Annotated in this window: 24 protein-coding genes and 5 pseudogenes; 15 read left to right on the top strand and 14 right to left on the bottom strand. The window is 61.5% G+C overall.

Annotation, left to right across the window (positions count from 1 at the left end; translation table 11 throughout):
• The first annotated feature begins 158 nt into the window (after positions 1-158).
• The 4 genes from rpmH to yihA all read left to right on the top strand — a co-directional run bounded on the left by rpmH (position 159) and on the right by yihA (position 3,316).
• Positions 159-293 carry a 50S ribosomal protein L34 gene (gene rpmH, locus N7E02_RS18075; protein WP_092996667.1) on the top strand — a complete coding sequence of 45 codons (135 nt, stop codon included), beginning with the start codon at positions 159-161 and terminating at the stop codon, positions 291-293.
• Between the two features lie 23 nt (positions 294-316).
• On the top strand, positions 317-709 hold the full coding sequence (gene rnpA, locus N7E02_RS18070) for a ribonuclease P protein component (RefSeq protein WP_286583690.1): 393 nt from the start codon (positions 317-319) through the stop codon (positions 707-709).
• Positions 706-2,511, top strand: coding sequence for a membrane protein insertase YidC (yidC, locus tag N7E02_RS18065; RefSeq protein WP_286583689.1), 1,806 nt, complete (start codon positions 706-708; stop codon positions 2,509-2,511). Before rnpA ends, yidC begins: the two co-directional genes overlap by 4 nt.
• A gap of 160 nt (positions 2,512-2,671) precedes the next feature.
• Positions 2,672-3,316 (top strand): ribosome biogenesis GTP-binding protein YihA/YsxC, encoded by a 645-nt coding sequence (gene yihA, locus N7E02_RS18060; protein WP_286583688.1) that lies wholly within the window; start codon positions 2,672-2,674, stop codon positions 3,314-3,316.
• A gap of 81 nt (positions 3,317-3,397) precedes the next feature.
• On the opposite strand, the gene N7E02_RS18055 is transcribed toward yihA, so the two are convergent.
• The 3 genes from N7E02_RS18055 to N7E02_RS18045 all read right to left on the bottom strand — a co-directional run bounded on the left by N7E02_RS18055 (position 3,398) and on the right by N7E02_RS18045 (position 5,401).
• Positions 3,398-3,955: a fasciclin domain-containing protein gene (locus N7E02_RS18055; RefSeq protein ID WP_286583686.1), complete on the bottom strand. Its 558-nt coding sequence runs from the start codon at positions 3,953-3,955 to the stop codon at positions 3,398-3,400.
• 175 nt (positions 3,956-4,130) lie between these two features.
• A complete protein-coding gene (locus N7E02_RS18050; RefSeq protein WP_286583685.1) occupies positions 4,131-4,862 on the bottom strand; it encodes an anti-sigma factor in 732 nt (243 codons plus the stop codon).
• Complete coding sequence (locus N7E02_RS18045) at positions 4,859-5,401, bottom strand: sigma-70 family RNA polymerase sigma factor (protein WP_286583684.1); 543 nt, start codon at positions 5,399-5,401, stop codon at positions 4,859-4,861. The genes N7E02_RS18050 and N7E02_RS18045 overlap by 4 nt, the downstream gene beginning before the upstream one ends.
• A 134-nt stretch (positions 5,402-5,535) precedes the next feature.
• Between N7E02_RS18045 and argB the strand changes: the two genes are divergently transcribed.
• Positions 5,536-6,423, top strand: coding sequence for an acetylglutamate kinase (gene argB / locus N7E02_RS18040; protein ID WP_092996646.1), 888 nt, complete (start codon positions 5,536-5,538; stop codon positions 6,421-6,423).
• 7 nt (positions 6,424-6,430) lie between these two features.
• Here argB and N7E02_RS18035 read toward each other — a convergent pair whose 3' ends face one another.
• Both N7E02_RS18035 and N7E02_RS18030 read right to left on the bottom strand, forming a co-directional pair.
• Positions 6,431-7,204, bottom strand: coding sequence for an isocitrate lyase/PEP mutase family protein (locus N7E02_RS18035; RefSeq protein WP_286583682.1), 774 nt, complete (start codon positions 7,202-7,204; stop codon positions 6,431-6,433).
• Positions 7,205-7,296: 92 nt separating this feature from the next.
• Positions 7,297-8,199, bottom strand: a complete 903-nt coding sequence (locus N7E02_RS18030; RefSeq protein WP_286583906.1) for a DMT family transporter — start codon at positions 8,197-8,199, stop codon at positions 7,297-7,299.
• A gap of 107 nt (positions 8,200-8,306) precedes the next feature.
• Here N7E02_RS18030 and N7E02_RS18025 point away from each other — a divergent pair, with 107 nt between their 5' ends.
• Together N7E02_RS18025 and N7E02_RS18020 are read left to right on the top strand one after the other, a co-directional pair.
• A complete protein-coding gene (locus N7E02_RS18025; RefSeq protein WP_286583681.1) occupies positions 8,307-9,020 on the top strand; it encodes a pyrimidine 5'-nucleotidase in 714 nt (237 codons plus the stop codon).
• 320 nt (positions 9,021-9,340) lie between these two features.
• Positions 9,341-9,886 (top strand): annotated as a pseudogene (locus N7E02_RS18020) (EF-hand domain-containing protein); the annotation flags it as partial.
• 210 nt (positions 9,887-10,096) lie between these two features.
• On the opposite strand, the gene N7E02_RS18015 reads toward N7E02_RS18020, so the two are convergent.
• Complete coding sequence (locus N7E02_RS18015; RefSeq protein ID WP_286583680.1) at positions 10,097-10,969, bottom strand: LOG family protein; 873 nt, start codon at positions 10,967-10,969, stop codon at positions 10,097-10,099.
• A gap of 137 nt (positions 10,970-11,106) precedes the next feature.
• Between N7E02_RS18015 and dapD the strand changes: the two genes are divergently transcribed.
• From dapD to N7E02_RS17995, 4 genes are read left to right on the top strand one after another with little or no spacing between them, the layout of a single operon-like run.
• Positions 11,107-11,967, top strand: a complete 861-nt coding sequence (dapD, locus tag N7E02_RS18010; protein WP_286583679.1) for a 2,3,4,5-tetrahydropyridine-2,6-dicarboxylate N-succinyltransferase — start codon at positions 11,107-11,109, stop codon at positions 11,965-11,967.
• Between the two features lie 15 nt (positions 11,968-11,982).
• Positions 11,983-13,179, top strand: coding sequence for a succinyl-diaminopimelate desuccinylase (gene dapE / locus N7E02_RS18005; RefSeq protein WP_286583678.1), 1,197 nt, complete (start codon positions 11,983-11,985; stop codon positions 13,177-13,179).
• Positions 13,163-13,783, top strand: coding sequence for a hypothetical protein (locus N7E02_RS18000; RefSeq protein WP_286583676.1), 621 nt, complete (start codon positions 13,163-13,165; stop codon positions 13,781-13,783). Before dapE ends, N7E02_RS18000 begins: the two co-directional genes overlap by 17 nt.
• Before the next feature lie 46 nt (positions 13,784-13,829).
• The gene (locus N7E02_RS17995) at positions 13,830-14,426 is read left to right on the top strand and encodes a hypothetical protein (RefSeq protein ID WP_286583675.1); all 597 of its coding nucleotides are present in this window, start codon (positions 13,830-13,832) and stop codon (positions 14,424-14,426) included.
• Here N7E02_RS17995 and truA read toward each other — a convergent pair.
• From truA to def, 3 genes and pseudogenes are all read right to left on the bottom strand, one after another.
• Positions 14,420-15,178, bottom strand: coding sequence for a tRNA pseudouridine(38-40) synthase TruA (gene truA, locus N7E02_RS17990; RefSeq protein WP_286583674.1), 759 nt, complete (start codon positions 15,176-15,178; stop codon positions 14,420-14,422). The genes N7E02_RS17995 and truA overlap by 7 nt on opposite strands.
• A pseudogene (gene fmt, locus N7E02_RS17985) lies at positions 15,178-16,124 on the bottom strand (methionyl-tRNA formyltransferase). Before fmt ends, truA begins: the two are co-directional and overlap by 1 nt.
• 56 nt (positions 16,125-16,180) lie before the next feature.
• Positions 16,181-16,695 (bottom strand): annotated as a pseudogene (gene def, locus N7E02_RS17980) (peptide deformylase).
• Positions 16,696-16,807: 112 nt separating this feature from the next.
• Here def and N7E02_RS17975 point away from each other — a divergent pair.
• Positions 16,808-18,010, top strand: a complete 1,203-nt coding sequence (locus N7E02_RS17975; RefSeq protein ID WP_374730713.1) for a DNA recombination protein RmuC — start codon at positions 16,808-16,810, stop codon at positions 18,008-18,010.
• A gap of 51 nt (positions 18,011-18,061) precedes the next feature.
• Positions 18,062-18,961 carry a ribokinase gene (locus tag N7E02_RS17970; protein ID WP_286583673.1) on the top strand — a complete coding sequence of 300 codons (900 nt, stop codon included), beginning with the start codon at positions 18,062-18,064 and terminating at the stop codon, positions 18,959-18,961.
• A gap of 48 nt (positions 18,962-19,009) precedes the next feature.
• On the opposite strand, the gene N7E02_RS17965 is transcribed toward N7E02_RS17970, so the two are convergent.
• Complete coding sequence (locus N7E02_RS17965; RefSeq protein WP_286583672.1) at positions 19,010-19,951, bottom strand: nucleoside hydrolase; 942 nt, start codon at positions 19,949-19,951, stop codon at positions 19,010-19,012.
• Between the two features lie 193 nt (positions 19,952-20,144).
• Between N7E02_RS17965 and N7E02_RS17960 the strand changes: the two are divergent.
• Positions 20,145-20,574: pseudogene (locus N7E02_RS17960) on the top strand (Hsp20 family protein).
• 43 nt (positions 20,575-20,617) lie between these two features.
• Positions 20,618-20,875 carry a BQ00720 family protein gene (locus tag N7E02_RS17955; RefSeq protein ID WP_286583671.1) on the top strand — a complete coding sequence of 86 codons (258 nt, stop codon included), beginning with the start codon at positions 20,618-20,620 and terminating at the stop codon, positions 20,873-20,875.
• Positions 20,876-20,887: 12 nt separating this feature from the next.
• Here the strand turns inward: N7E02_RS17955 and trmB are convergent, their stop codons facing one another.
• The 4 genes and pseudogenes from trmB to lnt form a co-directional block, all read right to left on the bottom strand.
• On the bottom strand, positions 20,888-21,589 hold the full coding sequence (gene trmB, locus N7E02_RS17950) for a tRNA (guanine(46)-N(7))-methyltransferase TrmB (protein ID WP_286583670.1): 702 nt from the start codon (positions 21,587-21,589) through the stop codon (positions 20,888-20,890).
• A gap of 107 nt (positions 21,590-21,696) precedes the next feature.
• Positions 21,697-22,959 (bottom strand): methionine adenosyltransferase, encoded by a 1,263-nt coding sequence (gene metK, locus N7E02_RS17945; RefSeq protein ID WP_286583669.1) that lies wholly within the window; start codon positions 22,957-22,959, stop codon positions 21,697-21,699.
• 180 nt (positions 22,960-23,139) lie between these two features.
• Positions 23,140-23,559, bottom strand: a complete 420-nt coding sequence (locus N7E02_RS17940; RefSeq protein ID WP_286583668.1) for a helix-turn-helix domain-containing protein — start codon at positions 23,557-23,559, stop codon at positions 23,140-23,142.
• 149 nt (positions 23,560-23,708) lie between these two features.
• A pseudogene (gene lnt, locus N7E02_RS17935) lies at positions 23,709-25,335 on the bottom strand (apolipoprotein N-acyltransferase).
• Positions 25,336-25,341: the final 6 nt, after the last annotated feature.

The following is a 25,341-nucleotide window of genomic DNA, read 5'->3' as shown; positions in this document are numbered from 1 at the left end:
ACGGTCAGGAGATTGACTTTCGGCCTGAACCTGACCTATATGCCCGCGCGCTCAAGCGGCAGGTTGCCTTTGCATTCCCGCACGCCGCGCATTTTCCGAAACGCTTTGCCTCGGAAGAGGCATACCCAAGAAGGGCCGCACACCGCGGTATTAAATAAATGAAGCGTACCTACCAGCCGTCCAAGCTTGTTCGCAAGCGTCGTCATGGCTTCCGTGCCCGCATGGCCACCAAGGGTGGTCAGAAGGTTCTTGCTGCTCGTCGCGCACGCGGCCGCGCTCGTCTGTCGGCCTAACGGCCGAATTGCCCGACCGGGGCATGACGACGACTGATACAAAGCGAAATACTGTCGGGCGGCTGAAAAGCCGGCCGCAGTTTCTGGCCGTTAGGGCGGGAGAAGCCCGCCGCGGCAAAGCGTTTCTTCTCGAGGTGCTCGACAGGAAGCAGCCGGATGAACCGCCGCGTGTCGGCTTCACCGTCACCAAGAAGCACGGCAACTCAGTCGAGCGCAACAGAATGCGCCGGCGCCTCCGCGAAGCCGTCCGCACCTCCGCCGGGTTTGCAATGAAGGACGGACACGACTATGTGATTGTCGCGCGCAGGGACGTTCTCACAATTTCCTTCCCGGAACTTACGGAACGGCTTGTCGAGCGCATCGAAGGCAGGCAGAAACCCAGGCCAGCCTCAGGAACACCCTCCAGGAAAGCATGATGGAAAAGAACCGCAATTACTTCATCGCGATCGGCCTATCGGTATTGATCGTCCTTGCCTGGCAGTTCCTTTATATGAACCCGCGCATGGAAGCGCAGCAGCGTGCCGCCGAAGCCCAGCAGGCGCTTGAGCAGCAGCAGGCGCAGAACCAGCAATTTACGCCGGAAAGCCCCGGTGCCGCGACGACGAGCGGAAACCTGCCCGGCGCGAACCAGGCACAGGCAACCGCCACCCGCGAACAGGCGCTGGCCAAATCCGAACGTGTCCAGATCGACACGCCCGCCGTCCTCGGCTCGATCAACCTGACCGGCGCACGCTTCGATGACCTCAAGCTTCGCGAGTATCACGAGACCGTCGACGACTCGAGCCCGATCATCACGCTCTTCTCGCCCTCCGACACCAAGGACGGCTACTTCACCGAACTCGGTTACGTCGGCAGCGAGACCAGCGGCCAGGCGCCGGGCCCCGGCACCAAGTGGACGCTCGCAAGCGGCGACAAACTGACCGCCCAGACGCCGGTTACGCTGACCTTCACCAATGACAAGGGCGTGGTGTTCAACCGCACGATCTCGATCGACGATCACTACATGCTCACCGTGACGGACAAGGTTGAGAACCCGGGCACGGAAGCGATCACGCTTTCCTCCTACGGCCGCGTGACCCGCAACAACAAGCCGGCAACACCTTCCGTATGGGTTATCCATGAAGGCTTCCTTGGCGTTCTCGGCGCCGACGGCAGCCTCAGCGAGCACACCTATTCCAACATCGAGGAAGAGGCGCTCACCAATCCGAAGGCGACCGGCGGCTGGCTCGGCATCACCGACAAGTACTGGGCCGCGACGATCGTGCCGCCGCAGGCGACGCCGTTCGAATCCCGCTTCACCCATTTCACAGATGGCCAGCCGCGCTATCAGGCCGACTACAAGGGCGATGCAGTGACCATCCAGCCCGGCCAGTCGACCGAGCTGAAGAACCTCGTCTTCGCCGGCGCCAAGGAAGTGCCGCTCGTCGATGCCTATGCTGAGAACAATGCGATCCCGCATTTCGACCTCTTGATCGACTGGGGCTGGTTCTACTTCATCACCAAGCCGATGTTCCAGCTGATGGACTTCTTCTTCCGTCACGTCGGCAATTTCGGTGTCGCCATCCTTCTGACCACCGTCGTCGTCAAGCTGATCTTCTTCCCGCTGGCCAGCAAGCAGTATGCATCCATGGCCAACATGAAGCGCATGCAGCCGAAGATGGAAGAGCTGAAGGCCAAGCACGGCGACGACCGCATGGCCATGCAGCAGGCCATGATGGCGCTCTACAAGGAAGAGAAGATCAACCCGATCGCCGGCTGCTGGCCGGTGCTGTTGCAGATCCCGGTCTTCTTCGCGCTCTACAAGGTCATCTACGTCACGATCGAAATGCGCCATGCGCCGTTCTTCGGCTGGATCCAGGACCTTTCCGCGCCGGATCCAACCTCGCTGTTCAACCTGTTCGGTCTGCTGCCCTACGACGTCCCGCATGCGCTGATGATCGGCGTATGGCCGATCGTCATGGGCATCACGATGTTCCTGCAGATGCGCATGAACCCGACGCCGCCGGATCCGACCCAGGCGATGATCTTCACCTGGATGCCACTCGTCTTCACCTTCATGCTGGCATCGTTCCCGTCCGGTCTCGTCATCTACTGGGCTTGGAACAACACCCTGTCGGTTTCGCAGCAGGCGCTGATCATGAAGCGACACGGCGCCAAGATCGAGCTCTTCGACAACCTCAAGGGCCTGTTCAAGCGAAAACCCGCGGCGACAAAATAGTTTATCGAGAACCCCGGCATTGTCCGGGGTTTTCTTTGGCTGCGATCCAATCCTGCTCCCAGTTGCCACTTGCCCGGGGAGGCACCGACGAAAACTTGACATTGCCGCCCAAAACCCGGATTCGGTTGGCTTGATCAGGACGTGAAGACAAAAAGAGCCGATGACCCTCAACCCGAAGCCACTATTCGGCAACCCCTGGATCTTCATCCGCGGCGTGCCCTCGATGAAATTCCTGCCGCCGGAAGGCCCGACTGAGATCGCCTTTGCCGGCCGGTCGAATGTCGGCAAGTCATCGCTGATCAACGCGCTTGTCGCCCAGAAAGGTCTGGCGCGTACGTCCAACACTCCGGGGCGCACGCAGGAACTCAACTATTTCGTGCCGGACGGCTATTCCGGCGCAGAAGGCGACCTGCCGCCGATGGCGATGGTGGATATGCCGGGCTATGGCTATGCCCAGGCGCCCAAGGAGCATGTCGACGCGTGGACGAAGCTGGTCTTCGACTATCTGCGCGGCCGCGCAACGCTGAAGCGCGTCTATGTGCTGATCGACAGCCGCCACGGCATCAAGAAGAATGACGACGACGTTCTGGACCTGCTCGACAAGGCAGCCGTCTCCTACCAGATCGTGCTCACCAAGACGGACAAGATCAAGGAACCGGCGGTGCCGAAGCTAATTGCCGAGACGCTCGAAAAGATCCGCAAGCGCCCGGCCGCCTTCCCGGAGGTCATCTCCACGTCGTCCGAGAAGGGCAAGGGTCTCGACGACCTGCGCGAAGCGATAGCGAGAGCGGTCTTCGAAAGCTGATCCGCGGCAATAAAAATCCGGCCACCCACGGGGAGTGGCCGGACCAGATGCAAGCCGGATGGTCGGGCGGACAACCAGAGCTTACATCTTGGGAAGCAGAACCTTGTCGACGACATGAATGACGCCATTCGACTGCTTGACGTCGGCGATCGTCACATGCGCCACGCCGCCCATCTCGTCAGTGAGCGTGATCTTGCCCATGCTTTCCTTGGCCTTGAGGATGCAGCCACCGACAGTCTTGACGTCATGGGTGCCCTTGTCGTCCTTGATCATCTTCTCGATGGTCTTGGACATCGCGTCGGCAGCCACGACGTGGCAGGTCAGTACCTTGGTCAGCTGCGCCTTGTTTTCCGGCTTCAGCAGGGTTTCGACGGTGCCCTTCGGCAGCGCCGCAAAGGCTTCGTTGGTCGGCGCAAAGACCGTGAACGGTCCCTTGCCCTGAAGTGTTTCGACCAGGCCGGCCGCCTTGACGGCGGCAACCAGCGTCGTGTGGTCCTTGGAGTTCATCGCGTTCTCGACAATGTTCTTGTCTTCAAACATGGCGGCACCGCCGACCTTCGGATTGGCCGCGTGGGCTGCGACGGCGACACCGGATACGGCGGCTGCGATGGCGAGCGTGCGAAGTGCTGATTTCAACATCGATCTGTCCTCTTCCTCTTCAGGATGTGGATCACCCCGGCGCGGTTGCGCGCCTCCCAAGGCACCACTCCTCCCCGTCAATCGGGAACACAGCAAGGGACGGAGCGCGGAGAGAAAGAGTTTCAGGACATTGCGGAAGAAATAGCAGGCTGCTGATTTCACTCAGATATTTCGACTAAATATCCTGCGCCTTACCTGAAGCGATGACCGGGCCTGTCGGCTGGCCGGTGGGAGACCCGCCAAAAGGCTCGACACTGACGGCAAAGGTGACGCCCTCCCTGAGGCGTGGACGCATGTCGGCGGGAATATCGACGGCGCCCTCCCCCGCCTGCGGCAGAATGCCGAGCGAGATCGGCGGCTGACCGCCATCGGGGACGAGCCAGAGTTCAAGGGAACGGGCCGCATCGGCAGAGGCTGCGACGGGAATGACCTGCATCCTGCCGCTTCCCGTATCGTAACGCGCCATGAGACCGACAGGTGAACTATCGCCGCCGCTCATCTGCGCGACAAGCACCCGAGATGGCGGCTGGCCACCGATCCATCCCGATTGAAGCGATGCATAGGTGATCAGCGCCGCCAGCGACGCGAATGCCAGCCCGCGCCACAGGAGAAGAGAATTCCACCAGCGACCAGCTGACGCCAGCTCCTGGCCAAAACTTCTGGTGGGGAAAAGCCTCGCCTCTATCCTGCCGAATGCCTGGGGCGGCGGCGCCTCATCCGTATAATCTCCGTTGAATCCGGAGAGATTATCCGACCAGTTCGCAACCATCGCCGCGAATGGCTTGTCCCGCAACATACGCTCCTCGACGCGGCGCCGATCGGCCTCCGACAGAACACCCAGCACGTATTCGCCGGCCAGAAGCTGGTCGCGGGAGCGATCTCCTTCGCTTTGATCCGGGTTGCTCATCTGTCCAGGCACTCTCTCAGTTTCAGAAGGCTGCGGCGCAGCCATGTACGCATCGTATTGATCGGCACGCCGTGACGCTCGGCCAATTCCTGGTATGTCAGTCCTTCGACATAGGCACTGCGAACTGCGGCGGCCCGATCAGAATCCAACTCCTCCATGCACCTGTCAATGCGCTTGCCCTCTCCCGTCAGCACCGCGTCTTTTTCCGGATCGGCGGACGGATCCTCTATCTGCCAATCCTCATCCAGAGGATCGGCAAACGGCCGGCGCGCGCGCAGCACATCGATCGAGTGGTAGCGGGCGACCGCCACCAGCCAGCCGATCGGGCTGGTGCCCGTGGCGGCAAAGCGATCGGCACGCTGCCAGATCTTGACGAAGACGTCCTGCAACGCATCTTCGGCCTCGCCGCGATCCTTGAGGATACGAAGGCAGACGGAAAAAAGTTTCGGCGCGACATGAGAATAAAGCTGCGCGAACGCGGCGCGGTCACGAAGTGCCACCCGCCCGATCAGGGCGGCGATGTCGCGATCTGTTGCCAAGTGACCCTCCCGACCAGTCGACCGATGGCATGCACGCAGCGATCGAACCAGTTACGTTCGAAACTTGCCACCGGATTGTTTGATCTGTCAAAAAGATACGTTAAAAGGCCCCACCTTTGATGCAGGGAAATTCCATGACCATGTCAGACAGCGAACTCCAGGCCCAACTCCTCGCCCAGGCTCTGCCTTACATGCAGCGCTACGAGAACAAGACGATCGTGGTGAAATACGGCGGCCACGCGATGGGCGATTCGACCCTCGGCAAGGCTTTTGCCGCCGATATCGCGCTTCTGAAGCAGTCCGGCGTCAACCCGATCGTCGTCCATGGCGGCGGCCCGCAGATCGGCGCTATGCTGACCAAGATGGGCATCGAATCGAAATTCGAAGGCGGTCTTCGCGTCACCGACGCCAAGACGGTCGAGATCGTCGAGATGGTTCTCGCCGGCTCGATCAACAAGGAAATCGTCGCGCTGATCAACCAGACCGGCGAATGGGCGATCGGCCTTTGCGGCAAGGACGGCAACATGGTCTTCGCCGAAAAAGCGAAGAAGACCATCGTCGATCCCGACAGCAATATCGAGCGTGTTCTCGACCTTGGTTTCGTCGGTGAAGTGGTCGAAGTCGACCGCACCCTGCTCGACCTGCTCGCCAAGTCGGAAATGATCCCGGTCATCGCACCGGTCGCCCCCGGCCGCGACGGCGCGACCTACAATATCAATGCCGACACCTTTGCCGGCGCGATCGCAGGCGCGCTGCATGCGACCCGCCTGCTGTTCCTGACCGACGTTCCGGGCGTCCTCGACCGCGACAAGAACCTGATCAAGGAACTGACGGTCGCCCAGGCCCAGGCGCTGATCAAGGACGGCACGATTTCCGGCGGCATGATCCCCAAGGTCGAGACCTGCATCGACGCGATCAAGGCCGGCGTCCAGGGCGTCGTCATCCTGAACGGCAAGACCGCCCATTCGGTCCTGCTCGAAATCTTCACCGAGCACGGCGCCGGCACGCTGATCGTGCCCTGATCAGACTTCAGCCCGCGGCGGAAAACACCGCCGCGGCATCCTCCTTCAGCTTGTCGATCATTGCGCGATAGGGACCCGGGCCGTAGCTGACCCGGCCGACGCCGAGTTCGGCCAGCCGCTTCGGCGAAGGAACGCCGGCAAACATCATGATGTTGACCGGCAGCGACGAAGCCTTGCAGAGCCTTTCGATAAGCCGCTCGTCCGCCAGGCCCGGCGCAAAGAAGCCTCTGGCGCCGGCCGCCGCATAAGCCTCGGCCCGTTCGATTGCCTTCTCGATCAGCCCCGCGTGCTTTTCCCTGTCACTCTCCTGCAGGAACAGATCGGTGCGGGCATTGATGAAGAAAGGGATGTCGCGGCTATCCGCCAACGCTGTTATAGCCCGGATGCGTTCGGCCTGTTTCTCAATCGGATAGACGCCGTCACCGCCCACAATTTGGTCCTCGAAATTGATGCCGATGGCACCCGCATCCATGACCTGCGCGACATTCTTTGCAACGTCGGCAGCCTCTTCCGCATAACCGCCTTCGAAGTCCACAGTGAAGGGCAGTTCGACCGCAGCGGTGATCGATCTCACCGTGGCAAGCAACACTTCCATCGGCAGGTTTTCGCCATCCGCATAGCCTTGCGCAGCAGCAACCGACCAGCTTCCAGTCCCCAATGCCTTGGCGCCCGCTCCCGCCACGGCCTTCGCGGTTCCGGCATCCCAGATATTGTAGATGATGACCGGATTGCCCTTCTGATGCATCGCGGCGAATGCCGCCGCCTGGTCCTTCTGAGACATGCTGTGTCCTCCCGTTGCTGTGTTGTCAGTCTATTCGGACTTTTGCCGTCACGTCGCCGAAAAATCCGGCGCCGACGTCGACTAATTCGAGTTCAGGAAAATAGCAGACCGAAGATGCCGCAGACGATCAGCAGGCAGCCGGCCACTTCCATCCTGTTGATCCGCTCGTGGAACAGGAAATAGGAGGCCATGAAGGTGAAGATCAGTTCGATCTGGCCCAGCGCCCGCACATAGGCCACCGGCTGCAGCGCCATGGCGGTGAACCAGCACGCCGAGCCGAAGACGCTGGCGAGCCCCACCAGCGACGACGTGCGCCAGGTCCTGATCACCTGGACGATCTCGTTCTTGTCCTTCCAGACCATCCAGATCAGCATGAAGACCGTCTGGAAGGTGGTGACGCAGGCAAGCGTCGTTGCCGCCTGTATGATCGGGTTCGGGCCGTTGAGAGACAAGGAAGCGCTGCGATAGGCGACGGCTGAAATGCCGAAGACAGCGCCGGAGGCTATGCCGATAAGCGCCGTCCGGCTGGCGAGCGCCGAAACGGTGTTTTTCCAGGACAGAGGCATGCGTGCCATGGAGATCAGCATCACGCCGAAAACGCCGACGATGATCGCGCCGACCGCGCCGATCGTCAGCTTCTCGCCGAGCAGGATCAGTCCGAAGATCGCCGCCTGTACCGGCTCGGTCTTGGAATAGGCCGTGCCGACGGCGAAATTCCTTAGCGAGAAGAGGTGGACCAGCATGATCGTGGCGAAGATCTGCGCAAGGCCACCGAGCACGGCCCAGAAGGCAAAAGTCCAGTTCAATGCCGGGAGGGCGAAGCCGCCGATCCGGTTGAGCAGCACGACATAAAGGATGGCGACCGGAAAGCCGTAGCCGAAGCGCACGAAGCTCGCGCCGCGCGTGCCGAGGGCGCCCTGCAGGTGCTTTTGCAGCGCAGACCGTAAGTTCTGCAGAAAGGCGGCGGCAATCGTGATCGGGATCCATAGTTCCATGATCAACGGCGGTATCATGCACGCCGATCGTCCGCCAAGCCAGATCAGGTGCCGAGCCGTCGCCTTTTTCCGTTTTCTTTGGCCGCCAGCCGGTGCATAAGCAGGGCATGGACAAGAAACCCAAGACCGCTCCCGACGCCGCCGATTTTTCCCATATCCGCGACTGGGTCTTCGACCTCGACAACACGCTCTATCCGCATCACGTCAATCTCTTCGCCCAGATCGATGCGAACATGACATCCTATGTGGAAGAGCTGCTACAGCTTGACCGGGAAGAGGCGCGCGTCCTGCAGAAGAGCTACTATCACAAGCACGGCACGACGCTGCAGGGGCTGATGCTGAACCACGGCATCGATCCGGACGGATTTCTCGAGCGGGCGCATGCGATCGACTATTCCGCGCTGCTGCCGAACCCGGAACTCGGCGAGGCGATCAAGGCCCTGCCCGGCCGCAAGTTCATCTTCACCAATGGCAGCGTTCCCCATGCGGAAGCGGCCGCCCGCGCGCTCGGCATCCTCGACAATTTCGACGACATCTTCGACATCGTCGCTGCAGGTTATGTGCCGAAGCCGGCAGGCGAGACCTATGACAAATTCGCCAGCCTGCACCGGGTCGATACGGCCCATGCCGCGATGTTCGAAGACCTGCCGCGCAACCTCGTCGTCCCGAAGACGCTTGGCATGCGCACCGTGCTGCTCACCCCGCGCAATCTCGACGAGGTGCTGATCGAGCGCTGGGAAACGCTGTCCGATGAGGACGATCACATCGACTATATGACGGATGATCTCGCCGGTTTCCTCAAGGGCCTGCGCGTCGCCTAAGCGCGCTCATCTCCTGCTTCCGGAAAAGTCCCCCTCTGGCCTGCCGGCCATCTCCCCCACAAGGGGGAGATAACCCGCGGCAACCTCTCACCCAACTAATCGCAGTTGGCTAGGCTGGGTTAAGCCCTCCCCTTGTGGGGGTCCGCAAGGACGGGTCGAGACCAGTGGCTCGACCCAGGTCGGTTGGGAGGGGTCTTGTTTCTCAGCACGTAGTCCCGCCGCATTACAAAGAATTCATCCACATTACGGGAGTTTAAGTGGTCGCCGGGGCTTGGCGGCCATACCTTGATGTCATCGCAACAAGGGAAAGGAACCCGTCGATGACCGCAAAGAAGATCGTTTTGGCGACCCTCGGTGCCGTTTTGGTCGCAGGAGCAGCCATCCCGGCATTCGCCGCACCGGAACGGCCTGATCGCGGCCCGGGTCGTGGCCCCCACGGCATGATGCGTGGTGCGATCATGCAGGACGTCACCTTCGTACGCCTGCTGAAGACCGCCGATACCAACAAGGACGGCAAGATCTCCAAGGAAGAGATGGCGGCCCGCCAGGAAGCCCTCTTCGGCGAGATCGACGGCAACAAGGACGGCAATATCACCCGCGGCGAGCTTCTCGACTATCGCATCGCCAAGCGCGAGGAGTTCCGCAAGAACAATCCCCGTCCGGAAATGGCCGAGAACGACGATGATGGTCCAGACAGTGATGGCCCGCGTGCCGAGCGTCCCGACCGGGATGGTCCGCGCCATGAACGCGCAGACCGTGACGATCGCCGCGACGGTTTCCGCCACAAGGCCCGCTTCGAACGTCATGGCGACGGCCCGCGCATGGGTGGTGGACGGTTCTTCCGCATGATCGACGAGGATCGTGACGGCAAGATCACCAAGGCCGAAGCATCCGCCGCCGGCGACAAGCTGTTTGCCCGCATGGATACCAACAAGGACAACACGATTTCCATCGACGACTTGCCGGACCGCCCCTCTAGTTCCTCGCCCCCCATTACGGAACTAGTACCGGCCGTCGTCGGAAAAGGGCCCGCTTCCTGGATTTCAGGGAGCGGGTCCTTTCATTTTCAGCAGCGCTTATTTCTCGTAGAAATCCTGGATGACCTTCCAGGCCTCGTCCGCCGTTTCGACGAAGTTGATGAGGCCGATATCCTCCGGCGCGATCGTGCCGAAATCGGCAAGCGCCTCGAAATTGATGATGCTGCGCCAGAACTTTTCGGCAAACAGGATGAGCGGAATGGGCTCCATGCGCTTGGTCTGGATCAGGGTCAGCGCCTCGAACATCTCATCCAGCGTACCGAAGCCGCCCGGAAACACCGCAACCGCCTTCGCACGCATCATGAAATGCATCTTGCGGATGGCGAAGTAGTGGAAGTTGAACGACAGTTCCGGCGTCACATAGGGATTGGGCGCCTGCTCGTGCGGCAGCATGATGTTGAGGCCGATCGTCGGCGCCCCCACTTCGGTCGCGCCGCGATTGCCCGCTTCCATGACGCCGGGGCCACCGCCGGTCACGACCACATATTCCTTGTGGTCGAACTTTGCCGAATACTCTCCGCAGAGTGCCGCGAACTTGCGTGCTTCCTCGTAATAGACCGAGGCCGCCTGCAAGCTGTTGCGCTGGGTCTCGTTCTTGGCCGCCCAAGGCGCCTGCCCGGGGGCTGGAATACGCGCGCCGCCGAAAAGGACGACGGTGGAATTGATGCCCATTTCCGACAGGATCATCTCGGCCTTGGCGAGCTCCAGCTGCAGCCTGAGCGGGCGCAGTTCCTTGCTGCAGAGAAAATCCTCGTCGGCAAAGGCAAGACGGTAGGAGGGCGACTGCGTCTGTGGCGTCTTGGGCTGGGCGGCGGCCGCATGCTTGTCCGCGGTGCTGTCCTTCAGCGGGTCCCAGCCTCGCTTCTCCTGTACCTGCCCTTGGCCGCGAACAGCGGATTTACTCTTTGCCATGCCTTGCTTCCTTCCCGCGCCGACTGTTGTCGACGCCAATGCACATTGACGCTTGAGTGGCGGTCGCTTAGAGCAAATGGAACCGATTGACCACCTCCCCAGCCATCACGATACCGCGTGACGTTTAAGGATATTCCATGAGCAGCTTCGACTTCGCCGCCCTCGAAAAGACCATCGAGACCGCTTTCGACAACCGCGACAGCGTCAACGTCTCGACCAAGGGCGAGGTTCGCGATGCCGTCGAAGAATCGCTGAACCTGCTCGACGGTGGCCAAGCCCGCGTCGCGGTTCGCGGCGAAGACGGTACATGGACCGTCAACCAGTGGCTCAAGAAGGCTGTTCTGCTCTCCTTCCGCCTGAACGATATGGAAGTCGTCAAGGGCGGCCCGGGCGCCTCCACCTGGTGGGACAAGGTTCCGTCGAAGTTCGAAGGCTGGGGCGAAAACCAGTTCCGCTCCGCCGGTTTCCGCGCCGTGCCCAATGCCGTCGTGCGCCGCTCGGCCTATATCGCCAAGAACGTCGTGCTGATGCCATCCTTCGTCAATCTCGGCGCCTATGTCGATGAAGGCACGATGGTCGATACCTGGGCCACCGTCGGCTCCTGCGCCCAGATCGGCAAGCACGTGCATCTCTCCGGCGGCGTCGGCATCGGCGGCGTCTTGGAGCCGATGCAGGCCGGCCCTACCATCATCGAAGACAATTGTTTTATCGGCGCCCGCTCGGAAGTCGTTGAAGGCTGCATCATCCGCGAAGGTTCCGTGCTCGGCATGGGCGTCTACATCGGCAAGTCGACCAAGATCGTCAATCGCGCCACCGGCGAAGTGACCTTCGGCGAAGTGCCTCCTTACTCGGTCGTCGTCGCCGGCTCGATGCCTTCCGGCAATGCCACGATGCCGAATGGCCTTGCCGCGCCGCATCTCTATTGCGCCGTCATCGTAAAGACGGTCGACGAGAAGACGCGTTCCAAGACTGGCATCAACGAACTGCTGCGCGACTAAGCGAGGCCCTGTTCGATGTCTGTTGTCGATCCGATTGCGAACCTGCAAACGCTGATCCGCTGCCCTTCCGTCACCCCGGCGGAAGGCGGCGCGCTTAGCGCACTCGAGGCCATGCTCACCCCGCTCGGCTTTACGGTCGAGCGGATGATCGCCACGGAGCCGGGCCTGCCGGACATCGAGAACCTCTATGCGCGGATCGGCACCGACGGGCCGCATCTCATGTTCGCCGGCCATACGGATGTCGTGCCCGTCGGCGACGAGGCTTCCTGGAGCCATCCGCCCTTTGCCGCCGAGATCGCCGATGGCGAAATGTTCGGCCGCGGTGCTGTCGACATGAAGGGCGGAATCGCCTGCTTCATCGCCGCCGTCGCTCGCCACATCGAGACGCATGGTGCGCCAGAGGGATCGATTTCCTTCCTGATCACCGGCGACGAGGAAGGCCCCTCCGTCAACGGCACGGAAAAGCTTCTGAAATGGGCCGCCGAAAAGGGCGAGCGCTGGGATGCCTGCCTCGTCGGCGAGCCGACCAACCCGGATGTGCTCGGCGACATGATCAAGATCGGCCGTCGCGGCTCGGTCTCGGGAAAGGTCACCGTCCTTGGCGTGCAGGGCCATGCCGCCTATCCGCATCTCGCCGACAATCCGGTGCGCGGACTGCTGCCGCTGGCAGGCTCCCTGATGGACCCGCCCTTCGATGCCGGTACGCCGGAATTCCCGGCCTCCAATCTGGAAGTGACCTCGGTCGATGTCGGCAATCCGGCGACCAATGTCATTCCGGCCAAGGCAACCTTCTCGTTCAACATCCGCTTCAACGACACCTGGACCGCCGAGACCGTGAAGGCCGAGATCATCCGCCGTCTCGACGCAGCTGCCGGCGATGAGGCACTGCGGCCCGATCGCGATCCGACCCGCTACGAAATCACCTGGGCCGAGCGTCCGAGCCATGTCTTCCTCACCCGCAACAATGCCCTGATCGGCTCGCTGTCTTCCGCCGTCGAGGCGGTGACCGGCAAGCAGCCGAAGCTTTCGACGACCGGCGGCACGTCGGACGCACGCTTCATCAAGGATTATTGCCCGGTGGTGGAATTCGGCCTTGTCGGCCAGACCATGCACATGGTGGACGAGCGCGTCGCCCTTGCCGACCTCGAAACCCTGACCCAGATCTACGGAACCTTCATTTCCCGCTGGTTCGGCGATGCCATCCCTTCATGAGCTAAAACATTCTCTCGGCGGCATCTGGCTGCTCTTCAAAGGCGATGCGCGGGGCCTGAGCGCCTTCGACATTTCCGACCGTGGAGTGCTGCGCTCCTTCTGGGCCTTCGTCTGGTGCCTGCCGGCACTCCTGTTACTGTGGCTCGACCAGCGAAACGAGCATCTGGCGGCCTTTCCGGATAGCCGGGAAACGACCGCGAGCTTTCTCGCCAAGTCTCTCGTCGCAGGCATTGCCGACTGGTTGCTGCCGCTCGCCGGCGTGTTCGTGGCGCTTGCGCTTCTGCGCAAACGTGCCCTGTTTCGTACGCTGGTGGTGATCTGCAACTGGGGCTCGGTGGCGGCGGTCTATATAGGAGCCGCGGTGCTTCTCGCCATCATTTTCGCACCGGACGCAACCGACGACCGATGGTGGGTGGTCAGTGCCTACAGTCTTTATGCGTTGCTTGTGCTGTACATTGCAGTCCTGTTCATCGCGACCTGGCGCATTTTGCGTATTGTCGTCGGTGGCAACCCGTTGGGACGGCTGACGATCATCGTCGCCATGAGCCTTGCCTGGGCGCTGCTGGAACCGATCGAAAAACAACTCGGCATCTATGTGCCCTGATCATACATAATCTGAACACGCCCCAAGATAGTCCGCGAGATCTCAATTGCCTTCATTTGCCGAGATAAAGCTCTACATTTCCGGCCTCTGGCTGATGGTCAAAGGCGATCCGCAGGGACTCCGCCTACTCGACCTGACCGATCGTGGCATGATGCGGTCGTTCTGGGCCTTCGTCTGGTGCCTGCCGGCCATGTTCGTCTACTGGGCCGGGATGCGCTTCGCCTTCCTCGCCGCCGGCCCCGAGGGCGCCAAGGCCGGAGCACCGTTCTTCCTCCGGCTGTTTCTCATCGAGGCGGTCAACTGGGTCCTGCCGCTGGTCCTTGTCGGCGGGCTATGCCTGCTGCTCAACGCCGAACGCAAGTTCACGGCGATCGTCGCATCGACAAACTGGCTGTCGGTTCCGGTCGCCTATGCCTATGCGGTGCTGACGGCGCTGCTGTTCCTGCTGCCCGGCGCTGCAGGCTTCATCGCCCTGCTGCAGATCATACTTCTGGCCTCGACGATCTTTGCCGTTTCGCGCATCCTGCGCCATATCTGCGGTCCGCAGGCGCTGGTTCTGACCGCCTTCATGCTGGTGCTGATGATCCCGAGCCTGATCATTTCGGATCTGCTCAGATCCTATCTCGAGGTCTCGCCCTACTGAGCGTCGCCCGGATAGTCGACCTTCAGGAAGTATAGCCCTTCCGGCGGCGCCACCGGGCCGCATTCCTTGCGGTCGCGCGCTTCGAGCGCCGCCCGCACGTCGTCCGGCGTCATCTTGCCGTCACCGGCGAGTTTCAGCGTGCCGGCGAAGGAGCGGATCTGGTTGTGCAGAAAGCTCTGGGCGCTGGCGCGGATCTCGATCAGGTCACCCGTCCGGCTCACATCCAGGCGATCGAGCGTGCGGACCGGGCTCGTGGCCTGGCAATGGGCCGAGCGGAAGGTGGTGAAGTCGTGATGGCCGACCAGCATCTGGGCTGCCGCATGCATCGCCTCATGATCGAGCGGCTTCGGCACCCACCACGCATGGCCAGCCTCGACCGCCAGCGGCGACGGACGGTTGATGATGCGATAGAGATAGTGCCGCTTCACCGCTGAAAAGCGCGCGTCGAATGTGCCGTCCACCTGCTGCACGTCGATGACCGAGACACGCTCGTTCGCCATCATCAGATGGGCGTTCAGCGCATTGCGCAGCTTGAAAGGCTGCCAGTCGCGCGAAAGATCGGCATGGATGACCTGGCCGAAGGCATGCACGCCGGAATCCGTTCTGCCAGCACCACGGATCGTCACCGTCTCGCCGGTGAGCGACAGGATGCCGTTCTGCAATGCGGCCTGCACCGAGTGGCCGTTTTCCTGCATCTGCCAGCCGACATAGGCGGTGCCGTCATATTCGACGGTCATGCGGAAGCGCGGCATCAGGCGGATCCGAGCGGCAGTTTCGTGCCTTTCGGCAGCGATGTTCCGCGCAGGAACTCGGCAGCATCCAGCGGCTTGCCGCCCGCCTTCTGCAGGCGTGTCAGCTTCACCGCACCATCGCCGCAGGCGGCCGTCAGCGCATCGTCGAGAAACTCGCCGGCTTCGCCATGCCCTTCGCCCATCGTCGAAGACAGCACCTTGATGCGTTCCGGCTTGCCGTTGATCTCTGCCTCGAACCACGCGCCCGGGAAGGGCGACAGGCCGCGGATGTGATTGTGCACGTCCCGCGCGGGTCTGGAAAAATCGATGCGGGTTTCCGCCTTGTCGATCTTGGCGGCGTAGAGCACACCCTCTTCCGGCTGCGGCGTCAGCGGCAGATCATCGGCCTCAAGCTTTTCCATCGCCTCGACCATGGCGCGCGCACCGACGAGCATGAGCTTGTCGTGCAGCTCACCGGCCGTCATCTGTTCGGAAATCGCGACTTCTCTCGTCAGCGCCATCGGGCCGGTGTCGAGCCCTTTTCCATCTTCATGACGATCATGCCGGTCTTTTCGTCACCCGCCATGATCGCCCGCTGAATCGGCGCGGCACCCCGCCAGCGCGGCAGGAGCGAAGCATGGCCATTATAGCAGCCGAAACGCGTGCCTTCGAGGATGGCGACCGGCAGCAGCAGGCCATAGGCGACGACCACCGCGACATCCGCGTTGAATGCACGAAACGTCTCCCGATCTTCCTCGGCCTTGAAGTTGAGCGGCGTCAGCACCGGGATCCCCAGCAGCTCGGCAGCCTGATGCACGGGCGACTTGGTGAGGTCGAGACCGCGGCGACCGGCCGGGCGCGGCGGCTGGGTGTAGGCCGCAACGATCTCATGGCCCGCCTGCTTCAGGTTCTGCAGCGTCGGCACGGAAAATTCCGGCGTGCCCATGAAGATGATGCGAAGAGACATGGACCTTCCACGCTTCAAAAGCGCGCCTTCCGGTTTCGGATCGCCGCAGCGCCGTGTTAGATCGCCTTGCCCTTGGCAGCCTTGGTGAACTTCTTGATCACCATCTCGCGCTTCAGGCGCGAGATGTGGTCGATGAAGAGCACGCCGTTCAGGTGGTCGATCTCGTGCTGCACGCAGGTTGCGAGAAGGCCGTCGGCCTCCATCATGTGTTCCTTGCCGTCGCGACCGACATATTTGACGTTGACGATCGCCGGACGCTCGACTTCGGCGTAATATTCCGGGATCGAAAGGCAGCCTTCCTCATAGACCGAAGGCTCGTCCGAGAATTTCAGGATTTCCGGGTTGATGATGACCTGAGGATTTTCTCTTCGTCCTCGCGCGACACATCGATCACGAGCATGCGCTTGGCTATGCCGATCTGGATTGCGGCAAGGCCGATGCCCGGCGCATCATACATGGTTTCCAGCATGTCGTCGGCAAGCTTTAGAACATCCGCGTCGACGGTCTCGATCGGGGTCGAAACCTGGCGCAGAAGCGGGTCGGGAAGAATGATAAGCGGCTTGATCGTCATTCCGCCCCCATAGCGCATCTTTTGCGGCATGAAAACAGGCAAGACATAGCTTTGCCGACATATGTTCACGTTTTGATCTTTCCATCCGCTCACGTTCTGCTAGATTGCCCGCATGATAGAGCCTTTGACCGCCCTTTTCCCGTCCGGTGACCCGTCGCAAACCCTGATCCTGGCCGGCGCCGCGGTCCTGTTTCTGCTCCTTGTCGCGATCCTCGTGCTGCGCCTGGGCGGCGGGCAGAGGGACGAGATGATGCGGCGCACGGCCGACGCCGAAGCGCGTCTCGCCGAGCTGGTGCGCATGCAGGGCGAGATGCACGGCCGCGTCGCCGCCATGGCGGAGACCATCACCACCCGCCAGAGCGAGCTGAACCAGGCCGTCAACCAGCGGCTCGACGGCATGACGCACCGGCTGGGCTCGACGATCACCGAGCAGACGAAATCGACCCATGAGAACCTGCGCAAGCTGCAGGAGCGGCTAGCCGTCATCGACGCGGCGCAGAACAATATCCAGACGCTGGCCAAGGATGTCGTCGGACTACAGGCGATCCTCTCCAACAAGCAGACCCGCGGCGCCTTCGGCCAGGGGCGGATGGAAGCGATCGTCGCCGACGGGCTGCCCCAGGGCGCCTATTCCTTCCAATCGCCGCTGTCCAACGGCACCCGCCCCGACTGCGTGATCCGCATGCCGAATGGCGCGCCGCCGCTCGTCATCGACGCCAAGTTTCCGCTGGAAGCGTGGAATGCGTTTCGCGAGGCAGCCTCGCCCGAAGCACGCCGCGCAGCCGGCCAGCAGTTTCGCCGCGACATGGAAGTCCACATCAAGGACGTGGCGGAGAAATACCTGATCGCAGGAGAAACGCAGGACACCGTCCTTCTCTTCGTGCCGTCGGAATCGATTTTCGCCGAGATCCACGAGCATTTTGACGCCGTGGTGCAGAAGGCGCAACGCGCCCGCGTCGTCATCGTTTCGCCGTCGCTGCTGCTACTATCTATCCAGGTCATCCAGGCGGTGCTGCGCGACCAGCGGATGCGCGAGCAGGCGCATCTCATCCAGGGTGAAGTCGGCCTGCTGATGGAAGATCTCGGACGCCTCGATGACCGGACACGCAAGCTGCAATCGCATTTCCTGGCCGCAGAAAAGGATGTCGAGCAGATCCTGACGTCAACGGAGAAGCTGACGCGCCGCGGCAACCGGATCACCTCGATGGAACTGGAAGCGCCGACCAGCCCGGATCCGGCAGCGGAGGCGCCTGCACAGAAGTCGGTCGAAAGCCGCACCGGTCTTCTGCGACTGCGGGTGGTTGACGAAGAGTAATGCTGTCGGGCAGTGTCCCGCAGCTTCATTTCATCAAACGGCAGGCTGCACATGATCACTGTCTTCGGCTCCATCAACATGGATCTCATCGCCAATACGGCAGTCCTGCCGAAACCCGGCGAGACGGTGCCCGGTACGAGCTTTGCCACTGCCGCCGGCGGCAAGGGCGCAAACCAGGCGCTTGCAGCACGCCGCGCGGGCAGTGAGGTAAAAATGTCCGGCGCCGTCGGTGGCGACGGTTTCGCGGAACCGGCGCTGCAATTGCTGAAGGACGCCGGCACCGATCTCTCGCTCGTCCAGACGGTTTCGGAACCGACCGGCACGGCGCTGATCCTCGTGGGCGGCGACGGCGAGAACATGATTGCCGTGGTTCCGGGCGCGAACGGCACCATAACAGCTGACGACGCGACGAAGACCGTCGCTGCCATGTCCTCCGGCGATATTCTGATGCTGCAGATCGAAACGCCGGTCGCAGCGGTCGAAACGGCTTTGAAGGCGGCACGGGAAAAAGGCGTCGTCACCTTGCTCAACACCGCGCCCTTCACATCCGATGCGGCGCGGCTTGCGAGCCTCGCCGACATCGTCGTTGCCAACGAGACGGAATTCGACCTGCTTGTCGGTACGCCGTCTGCAACGGCGCAAGATCGCATCGAGGCGCTGCGCAAATTCCACGGTGAGCGAAAGCAGACCTTTGTCGTAACGCTTGGCGGCGACGGGGTGGTCGCCATCCACAATGGTGAGATCATCACGGCGCAGGGCCTTAAGATCGAACCGGTCGACACTGTTGGCGCGGGCGATACGTTCTGCGGCTATCTGGCCGCCGGCCTTGATCAGGGACGAAATTTCGCCGAGGCACTCAAGAGAGCTGCCGTGGCCGGCTCACTCGCCTGCCTCAAGCGCGGCGCACAGCCTTCGATCCCGCTTGCTTCGGATGTCGACCAAGCGATCTGAGACATACCCTCAAAAGACCCGATTCCACCGCCGGGACGCAGCAGGCCGTTAAAGGCGGCCCACCCGTTCCGTCAGCAGCTCGAAGAAACCATCGGCGTCGACATTGCGCATGAAGGTTGCGTTCGGCTTGCGGTCCGTCACGCCCCACCAATCGGCAACCGTCATGCCGACGGTCAATTCGGACTGGGTCTCGATCTCGACATTGCAATGACGGCCGGAAAACAGGTCCGGCTTGAGCAGGTAGGCGATGACGGTCGGATCATGCAGCGGTCCGCCATCCGAGCCGTATTTTTCGATATCGAATCGTTCGAAGAAGGCGAGCCATTCGACAAGGACTTGCGCCGGGCGCGTGCCGATCGCGGCGATCTTCGCCACGCGCGCCTTTGTCGTCAGCAGTTGATGGGTCACGTCGAGCGGCATCATCACGGTCGGGATGCCGGCGTCGAAAACGATCTTGGCGGCTTCCGGATCGACATAGATGTTGAACTCGGCCGCAGGCGTGATGTTGCCGCCCTCGAAAAGGCCGCCGCCCATCATCACCAGCTCCTGGATACGACCGGCGATATCCGGCGCCTTGGTGAGCGCAAGCGCGAGATTGGTCAGCGGCCCGAGCGTGCAGATCGTCACCGTGCCGGCCGGTTCGCTACGCATCGTCTCGATGATGAAATCCACTGCGTGGGCGGGCTGTGCCGCCATTGTGGGCTCCGGCAGCTCGGCGCCGTCCAGCCCTGTGCGGCCATGGACGTGCTCTGCCGTTACCTGCGGGCGGTTCAGCGGCTTCAGCGCGCCCTCGTAGACCTTGGCATCCGGCTTGCCGCAGAGTTCGCAGACAATACGCAGATTGCGGCTGGTGAAAGAGAGCGGCACGTTGCCGGCAACGGCGCAGAGGCCGAGGACCTCCAGCTGCTCCGGGCTTGCAAATGCCAGCATGATGGCGGCGGCATCGTCCTGGCCCGGGTCCGTGTCTATGATGATCTTGCGCGGTGCCATGACGTCTCCCTCAACTTTACCGGAGTGGTGTAGCTACGGCGTCTTTTTGTCAAGCCGCCGACATTGCAGTCCGGATGGCGCGTCGCGGTCATCCGGATTGCCTTGCGATCAAGACAGGCAGCCCCCATATGAATGGCTCGTTCCGATGTGCCGCCAGGGCATCGGGTTGGTCGCTTGATGCAAGGACTGAACGATGAGCAGAATGACGCCGTTCGCGAGCCCGCTATTGCTGGGCTTCGACGCGATGGAAAAGACGCTGGAGCGCCTCGCCAAGGCGAACGAGGGTTATCCCCCTACAACATAGAGCAGAATCCGCGCGGACGTGCCGGATGGCGAGGAAAAGCTGCGAGATCACCCTTGCGGTAGCCGGCTTTTCGGAGGCCGAACTCGATGTCACGACCGAAGAAAATCAATTGATCATCCGTGGACGGCAGATCGACCAGCCGGAGCGCAACTATCTCTATCGGGGTATCGCAGCACGGCAGTTTCAAAGGGTTTTCGTGCTCGCTGACGGTATGGAAGTGGGCACCGCATCGTTAAGGAACGGTCTCCTTTCCGTCGATCTCACCCGCCCGGAACCCCAGCGCATAGTGCGAAAAATTAACATTTCCGTCTCAGAGTAGACCATCAGCATCAACGCTGATGCCCTCAATTCCGGAGGCTGGAATGCTACTGAAAGAAGCGAATACTCATTTGACGCAGTCGGAACTTGCCCATCTCGGCAGTGGCGAAGTCGGATACATTCGCAAGATGCGGTCTGAAGAAGTCACCCGCTGTTTCCCGGAAGCTCCCGATATCGATCCAAGCCTCGACCTATGGGCCCTGTTCGGCGCCGACGGCACGCCGATCCTCCTCACCGACAATCGTTCGAGCACCTTCTTCAAGGCTCAGGAAGACGATCTGAAAACGGTCAGCCTGCACTGACCGCCGATCGATCTAGACCTTTCTGAAGGTCAGGTAGGCAGAAGACCGCCCTTCGCGACGCGCCTTGTTCTCGTAGCGCGTCCCCGGCCAGCCCGCATAGGGCGTCAGCCAGTCAGACGATTGCCGCGCGGTCCATTCGAAACCGCCATGGTCGCGGCAATGGATCAGCGTCCAGTTCACATAGGTATCGATGTCCGACGCGAAGCAGAAAAGCCCTGCCGGCTTCAGCACGCGATGGAACCGCTCCAGGTTGACCTGCGAGACGAAGCGGCGCTTCCAGTGCTTCCGCTTCGGCCAGGGATCGGCGTAGAGCAGATCGATCTGATCGATCGAGCCGTCCGGCAGCCAGTCCAGCACCTGCGTCGCATCGTCGTCATAAAGACGGATGTTCTTCAGGTCGTGCTCTTCGACCTGGCCAAGCAGCTTCGCCATGGAATTGACGAAGGGTTCGACGCCGATGAAGCCGGTCGCACTATCCTCCTTCGCGCGATGGACGAGATGCTCACCGCCGCCGAAACCGATCTCCAGGCGCAGGCGTTCGACCGGGATGGGGAAAAGCTCGCGCAGATCGGCAGGTGGTGCCGAGGCAAGATCAAGCTTCAGAACCGGCAGCAGCGAAGCCAGTCCCTCGGCCTGACGCTCCCGCAGCGGCTTCCCCTTGCGGCGCCCGTAAAAGGCTTCGGTTGCCCGGGTCGGGTGCTGATCGTTGCTCATCCAAGTCTTCCGTACAGAATGGCAGGCAAAACAAAAGCGGGCGCCTGCGAAAGGCACCCGCTTTAACGCGTCAGAACCGGATCGGTAAAGCCCCGATCCGAAAAGCCTTACTCGGCAGCCGCCAGGAGGTCTTCCTTCATGGCGTCCTTCATCGGCTTGACCAGATCGGTCTTTTCCCAGGAGAAGGAACCATCGCGGCCCGCCTTGCGACCGAAATGGCCATAGGCAGAGGTCTTGGCATAGATCGGCTTGTTGAGGTCGAGGTGACGACGAATGCCGGTCGGCGAAAGGTCCATGACCTTGCGGATCGCGTTCTCGATCTGGCCTTCCGTCACGTTCTTGCCGGTCTGGTGCAGATCGACATAGATCGACAGCGGCTGGGCGATACCGATCGCGTAGGAGATCTGGATCGTGCAGCGATCGGCAAAGCCGGCGGCAACGACGTTTTTGGCGAGGTAGCGGGCAGCATAGGCGGCCGAACGGTCAACCTTGGTCGTGTCCTTGCCGGAGAATGCGCCACCACCGTGGGGAGCCGCACCGCCATAGGTGTCGACGATGATCTTGCGGCCGGTCAGGCCCGCGTCACCATCCGGGCCGCCGATGACGAACTTGCCGGTCGGGTTGATGTACCACTTGCAGTCCTTGGCGATCGGCAGATCGCCCAGCGCTTCGCGGATATAGGGCTCGACGACCTGGCGAACCTTCTTTGAATCCCAGCTGGCATCGATGTGCTGGGTGGAAAGAACGATCGAGTCGACCTCGACTGGCTTGCCGTTTTCGTAACGGACAGTCACCTGGCTCTTGGCATCGGGGCCGAGCTTGCCGGCATCGCCCTCGCCCTTCTTGCGGGCGGCAGCGAGCAGCTGCAGGATCTTGTGGGAATAATAGATCGGAGCCGGCATGAGGTCCGGCGTTTCCTTGCAGGCGTAGCCGAACATGATGCCCTGGTCGCCGGCACCCTCGTCGCCCTGCTTGTCGGCAGCGCTGTCGACGCCCTGGGCGATGTCGGCGGACTGCGAGTGCAGGAGCACGTCGATCTTTGCCGTCTTCCAGTGGAAGCCGTCCTGCTCGTAGCCGATGTCACGGATCGCCTTGCGGGCGGCGGACTTGAACTTCGACGGGTTGATGACGTCGTTGCCGTTCTTGTCTTTCTTCATCAGGCTCGGCGGCAAACGGACTTCGCCGGCGATCACGACGCGGTTGGTGGTCGCGAGCGTTTCGCAGGCGATGCGAACCGTCCACGGATCGACGCCGGTCTTGGCGGCTTCGCGGTAGACGAGATCGACGATTTCATCGGAAATACGGTCACAAACCTTGTCCGGATGGCCTTCCGCCACAGACTCGCTGGTGAACAGGTAATTGGCGTGCATGCGGGATTCCTCTCAAAGAATAGACGACAATTCTTTAGTGGCTTCCCACGTCAAAGACAAGCGTACAACGACATAAATATATCTTTATACGTAAAATCGGCCGTCTTTTGCGCCTTTTGCGCATAAAAAAAGCGGCCTCGATGAGGCCGCCTCCTACTCCTCCCCAGATCGAGCTCCCGCCTACTCGACCTCGGCTTCTGCGGCCAACGCCTTCACGAGATCAACGAGCCGGCGGCGAACCTTCGGATCAGCGATCTTGACGAATGCGCGGTTGAGCTGGAGACCTTCCGACGACGAAAGGAAGTCGACGACATAGTTCGAGCTCGAGGCTTCCGCCACACCCGCACCGTTTCCGGACTGGTCGCCCGGCGCATCCTCGAAGAAGAAGGACACCGGTACGTTGAGAATGCTCGAAATATTCTGCAGGCGGCTGGCGCCGACGCGGTTCGTGCCCTTCTCGTATTTCTGGATCTGCTGGAAGGTAATTCCCAAGCTTTCTCCGAGCTTTTCCTGGCTCATGCCAAGCATGGTACGGCGCAACCGGATCCGACTCCCGACGTGAATATCGATCGGGTTCGGTTTCTTCTTATTTTCAATCATAATGGGGGTCCTGACGAAGTTGTTGTTTCAATTCTCAACCCGGTCTGCGTATGGAGAATACGCTTCACGCTCAGGGACGACAGAACCAAAACATGAAGCATATGGCGAGACAGTAGGCATTCTCACTATGCAATTTTGGGGGTTTTTGGTCAATTCTTGCGCGTTTTAAAACTTAAGCGCGAAATTGCCCCAATTGCCGACATTACTATAAACAACAACCAGAAGTTACGCTGTTTCGTTTCACCTGCTGAAACCCCAGGAACACCACCTCCTATGGTAGCATCAATCACGCCCTTTTGATTGTAGTTCAAGCCGCTTACTACCCTGCCGAATGGGTCCACGACGGCGGAAATGCCTGTATTGGCGCCACAGAATCAGAAACAGCCCCGTTTCCACGGCACGGAGCCTTGCCTGCTGAAAGTGCTGGTAGGGCCCTGGGGTGGCGCCGAACCAGCCATCATTCGTCACATTAAGCAGCGCTGCGGCGCGCTCTACATCGCGGCCGATCTCGTTCGGGAAGATAGCCTCGTAGCAGACCAGCGGATAGAACAGGGCGCCGCCGGGCAGCGTCAGCAATGAGCGGCTAGGAGCGGCGGTGAAACCTCCCGGCATGGCGATTGCGTCGGTCACGCCCATGCTCTTCAGCAGGTTCTCATAGGGAACATATTCGCCGAACGGCACGAGATGGACCTTGTCGGCCGCGGATATGATCTGGCCGTCGCTGTCGATGACATAGATGGAATTATAGAAGCGCGGCGCCATGCCGGCGCCCGCGTTTTCCGAACGCACGGCACCGACGATCAGCACCTGGCCGTCCTGCAGCACGTCGGCAATGCGCGCCAGGGCATCCGGATTTTCGGTGAGGATGAAGGGAACTGAGGTTTCCGGCCAGACGATGATATCGGGGCGCTTGCCCTCGCCTTCTCCCTGCTCCTGCCCCTTCCCTTGCGGCGGCAATGCCGACAGCCGCAGATGCTCCTCGAAAATCTCGGCGCGGTTAGTATTGTCGAGTTTTTCGGCTTGGTCGATCAACGGCTGAACGAGCCGGACCGTCTTGCGTTCTCCCACGGCCGCCGCAAGGGCCGCATCGGCGCCGTGCAGACGCCAGGCACCGTAGGAGAAATGGGCCAGCAGCAGAAGCGCCGCGAGACCGAGGCCGGCGACCTTGCCCTTGCCCGTTCCGATGAGAGCCGGCGCCGAGAAGACGAAAACGGCGAGAACGCTGACACCGAATATGCCGATCGCCGCCGCCGACTGCATCATGAGAGGTGTCGGCATCGCTCCGTAGCCGACGGCATTCCAGGGAAAACCGGTCAGCACGAAGCCGCGGAGCCACTCGGCGAGACCGAAGGCAGCCGCCAGGGCCGCGATGCGTCCCAGGCCATCGGACCAGAGAATGCGCGCCAGTGCCGCCGCAAGCCCGTAGAAAAGCGCGAGAACTGCGGGCAGGCCCAGCACCGCCAGAGGCAACGCCCAGGCGAAATCGTCTGCCTCGACGAGCAGCGCATTGCCCAGCCACCAGAGGCTCGCGACGAAATAACCGAAACCGAAGAGCCAGCCGATGAAGAAGGCCGAGCGCAGGCGGCTCAGGACGCCGCCGCCAGGATTGCCGGTCGATCCATCGATCAGCCAGACCAGCAGCGTGAACGACACGAAAAGCGCCGCGAAAAAGCCGAAAGGCGGCAGGGCGAATGCGCCTACCGCTCCGGCAATGAATGCAAGGGCCACCCGGGGCATGCCCGACAGTAGCATGACCCTACCCGCCAGCCGCTCCATGGATGC

Origin of the sequence: Terrirhizobium terrae (assembly GCF_030323265.1) — a bacterium.
Classification (GTDB): Bacteria; Pseudomonadota; Alphaproteobacteria; order Rhizobiales; family Rhizobiaceae; genus Neorhizobium.
The sequence above is the reverse complement of the archived record's forward strand: the minus strand, read 5'-3'. Positions and strand labels throughout refer to the sequence as shown.

Coding starts and splice junctions, on each gene's coding strand:
- rpmH (WP_092996667.1), top strand. CDS start 159: ATGAAGCGTACCTACCAGCCGTCCAAGCTTGTTCGCAAGCGTCGTCAT.
- rnpA (WP_286583690.1), top strand. CDS start 317: ATGACGACGACTGATACAAAGCGAAATACTGTCGGGCGGCTGAAAAGC.
- yidC (WP_286583689.1), top strand. CDS start 706: ATGATGGAAAAGAACCGCAATTACTTCATCGCGATCGGCCTATCGGTA.
- yihA (WP_286583688.1), top strand. CDS start 2,672: ATGACCCTCAACCCGAAGCCACTATTCGGCAACCCCTGGATCTTCATC.
- N7E02_RS18055 (WP_286583686.1), bottom strand. CDS start 3,955: ATGTTGAAATCAGCACTTCGCACGCTCGCCATCGCAGCCGCCGTATCC.
- N7E02_RS18050 (WP_286583685.1), bottom strand. CDS start 4,862: ATGAGCAACCCGGATCAAAGCGAAGGAGATCGCTCCCGCGACCAGCTT.
- argB (WP_092996646.1), top strand. CDS start 5,536: ATGACCATGTCAGACAGCGAACTCCAGGCCCAACTCCTCGCCCAGGCT.
- N7E02_RS18035 (WP_286583682.1), bottom strand. CDS start 7,204: ATGTCTCAGAAGGACCAGGCGGCGGCATTCGCCGCGATGCATCAGAAG.
- N7E02_RS18030 (WP_286583906.1), bottom strand. CDS start 8,199: ATGGAACTATGGATCCCGATCACGATTGCCGCCGCCTTTCTGCAGAAC.
- N7E02_RS18025 (WP_286583681.1), top strand. CDS start 8,307: ATGGACAAGAAACCCAAGACCGCTCCCGACGCCGCCGATTTTTCCCAT.
- N7E02_RS18015 (WP_286583680.1), bottom strand. CDS start 10,969: ATGGCAAAGAGTAAATCCGCTGTTCGCGGCCAAGGGCAGGTACAGGAG.
- dapD (WP_286583679.1), top strand. CDS start 11,107: ATGAGCAGCTTCGACTTCGCCGCCCTCGAAAAGACCATCGAGACCGCT.
- dapE (WP_286583678.1), top strand. CDS start 11,983: ATGTCTGTTGTCGATCCGATTGCGAACCTGCAAACGCTGATCCGCTGC.
- N7E02_RS18000 (WP_286583676.1), top strand. CDS start 13,163: ATGCCATCCCTTCATGAGCTAAAACATTCTCTCGGCGGCATCTGGCTG.
- truA (WP_286583674.1), bottom strand. CDS start 15,178: ATGCCGCGCTTCCGCATGACCGTCGAATATGACGGCACCGCCTATGTC.
- N7E02_RS17975 (WP_374730713.1), top strand. CDS start 16,808: ATGATAGAGCCTTTGACCGCCCTTTTCCCGTCCGGTGACCCGTCGCAA.
- N7E02_RS17970 (WP_286583673.1), top strand. CDS start 18,062: ATGATCACTGTCTTCGGCTCCATCAACATGGATCTCATCGCCAATACG.
- N7E02_RS17965 (WP_286583672.1), bottom strand. CDS start 19,951: ATGGCACCGCGCAAGATCATCATAGACACGGACCCGGGCCAGGACGAT.
- N7E02_RS17955 (WP_286583671.1), top strand. CDS start 20,618: ATGCTACTGAAAGAAGCGAATACTCATTTGACGCAGTCGGAACTTGCC.
- trmB (WP_286583670.1), bottom strand. CDS start 21,589: ATGAGCAACGATCAGCACCCGACCCGGGCAACCGAAGCCTTTTACGGG.
- metK (WP_286583669.1), bottom strand. CDS start 22,959: ATGCACGCCAATTACCTGTTCACCAGCGAGTCTGTGGCGGAAGGCCAT.
- N7E02_RS17940 (WP_286583668.1), bottom strand. CDS start 23,559: ATGATTGAAAATAAGAAGAAACCGAACCCGATCGATATTCACGTCGGG.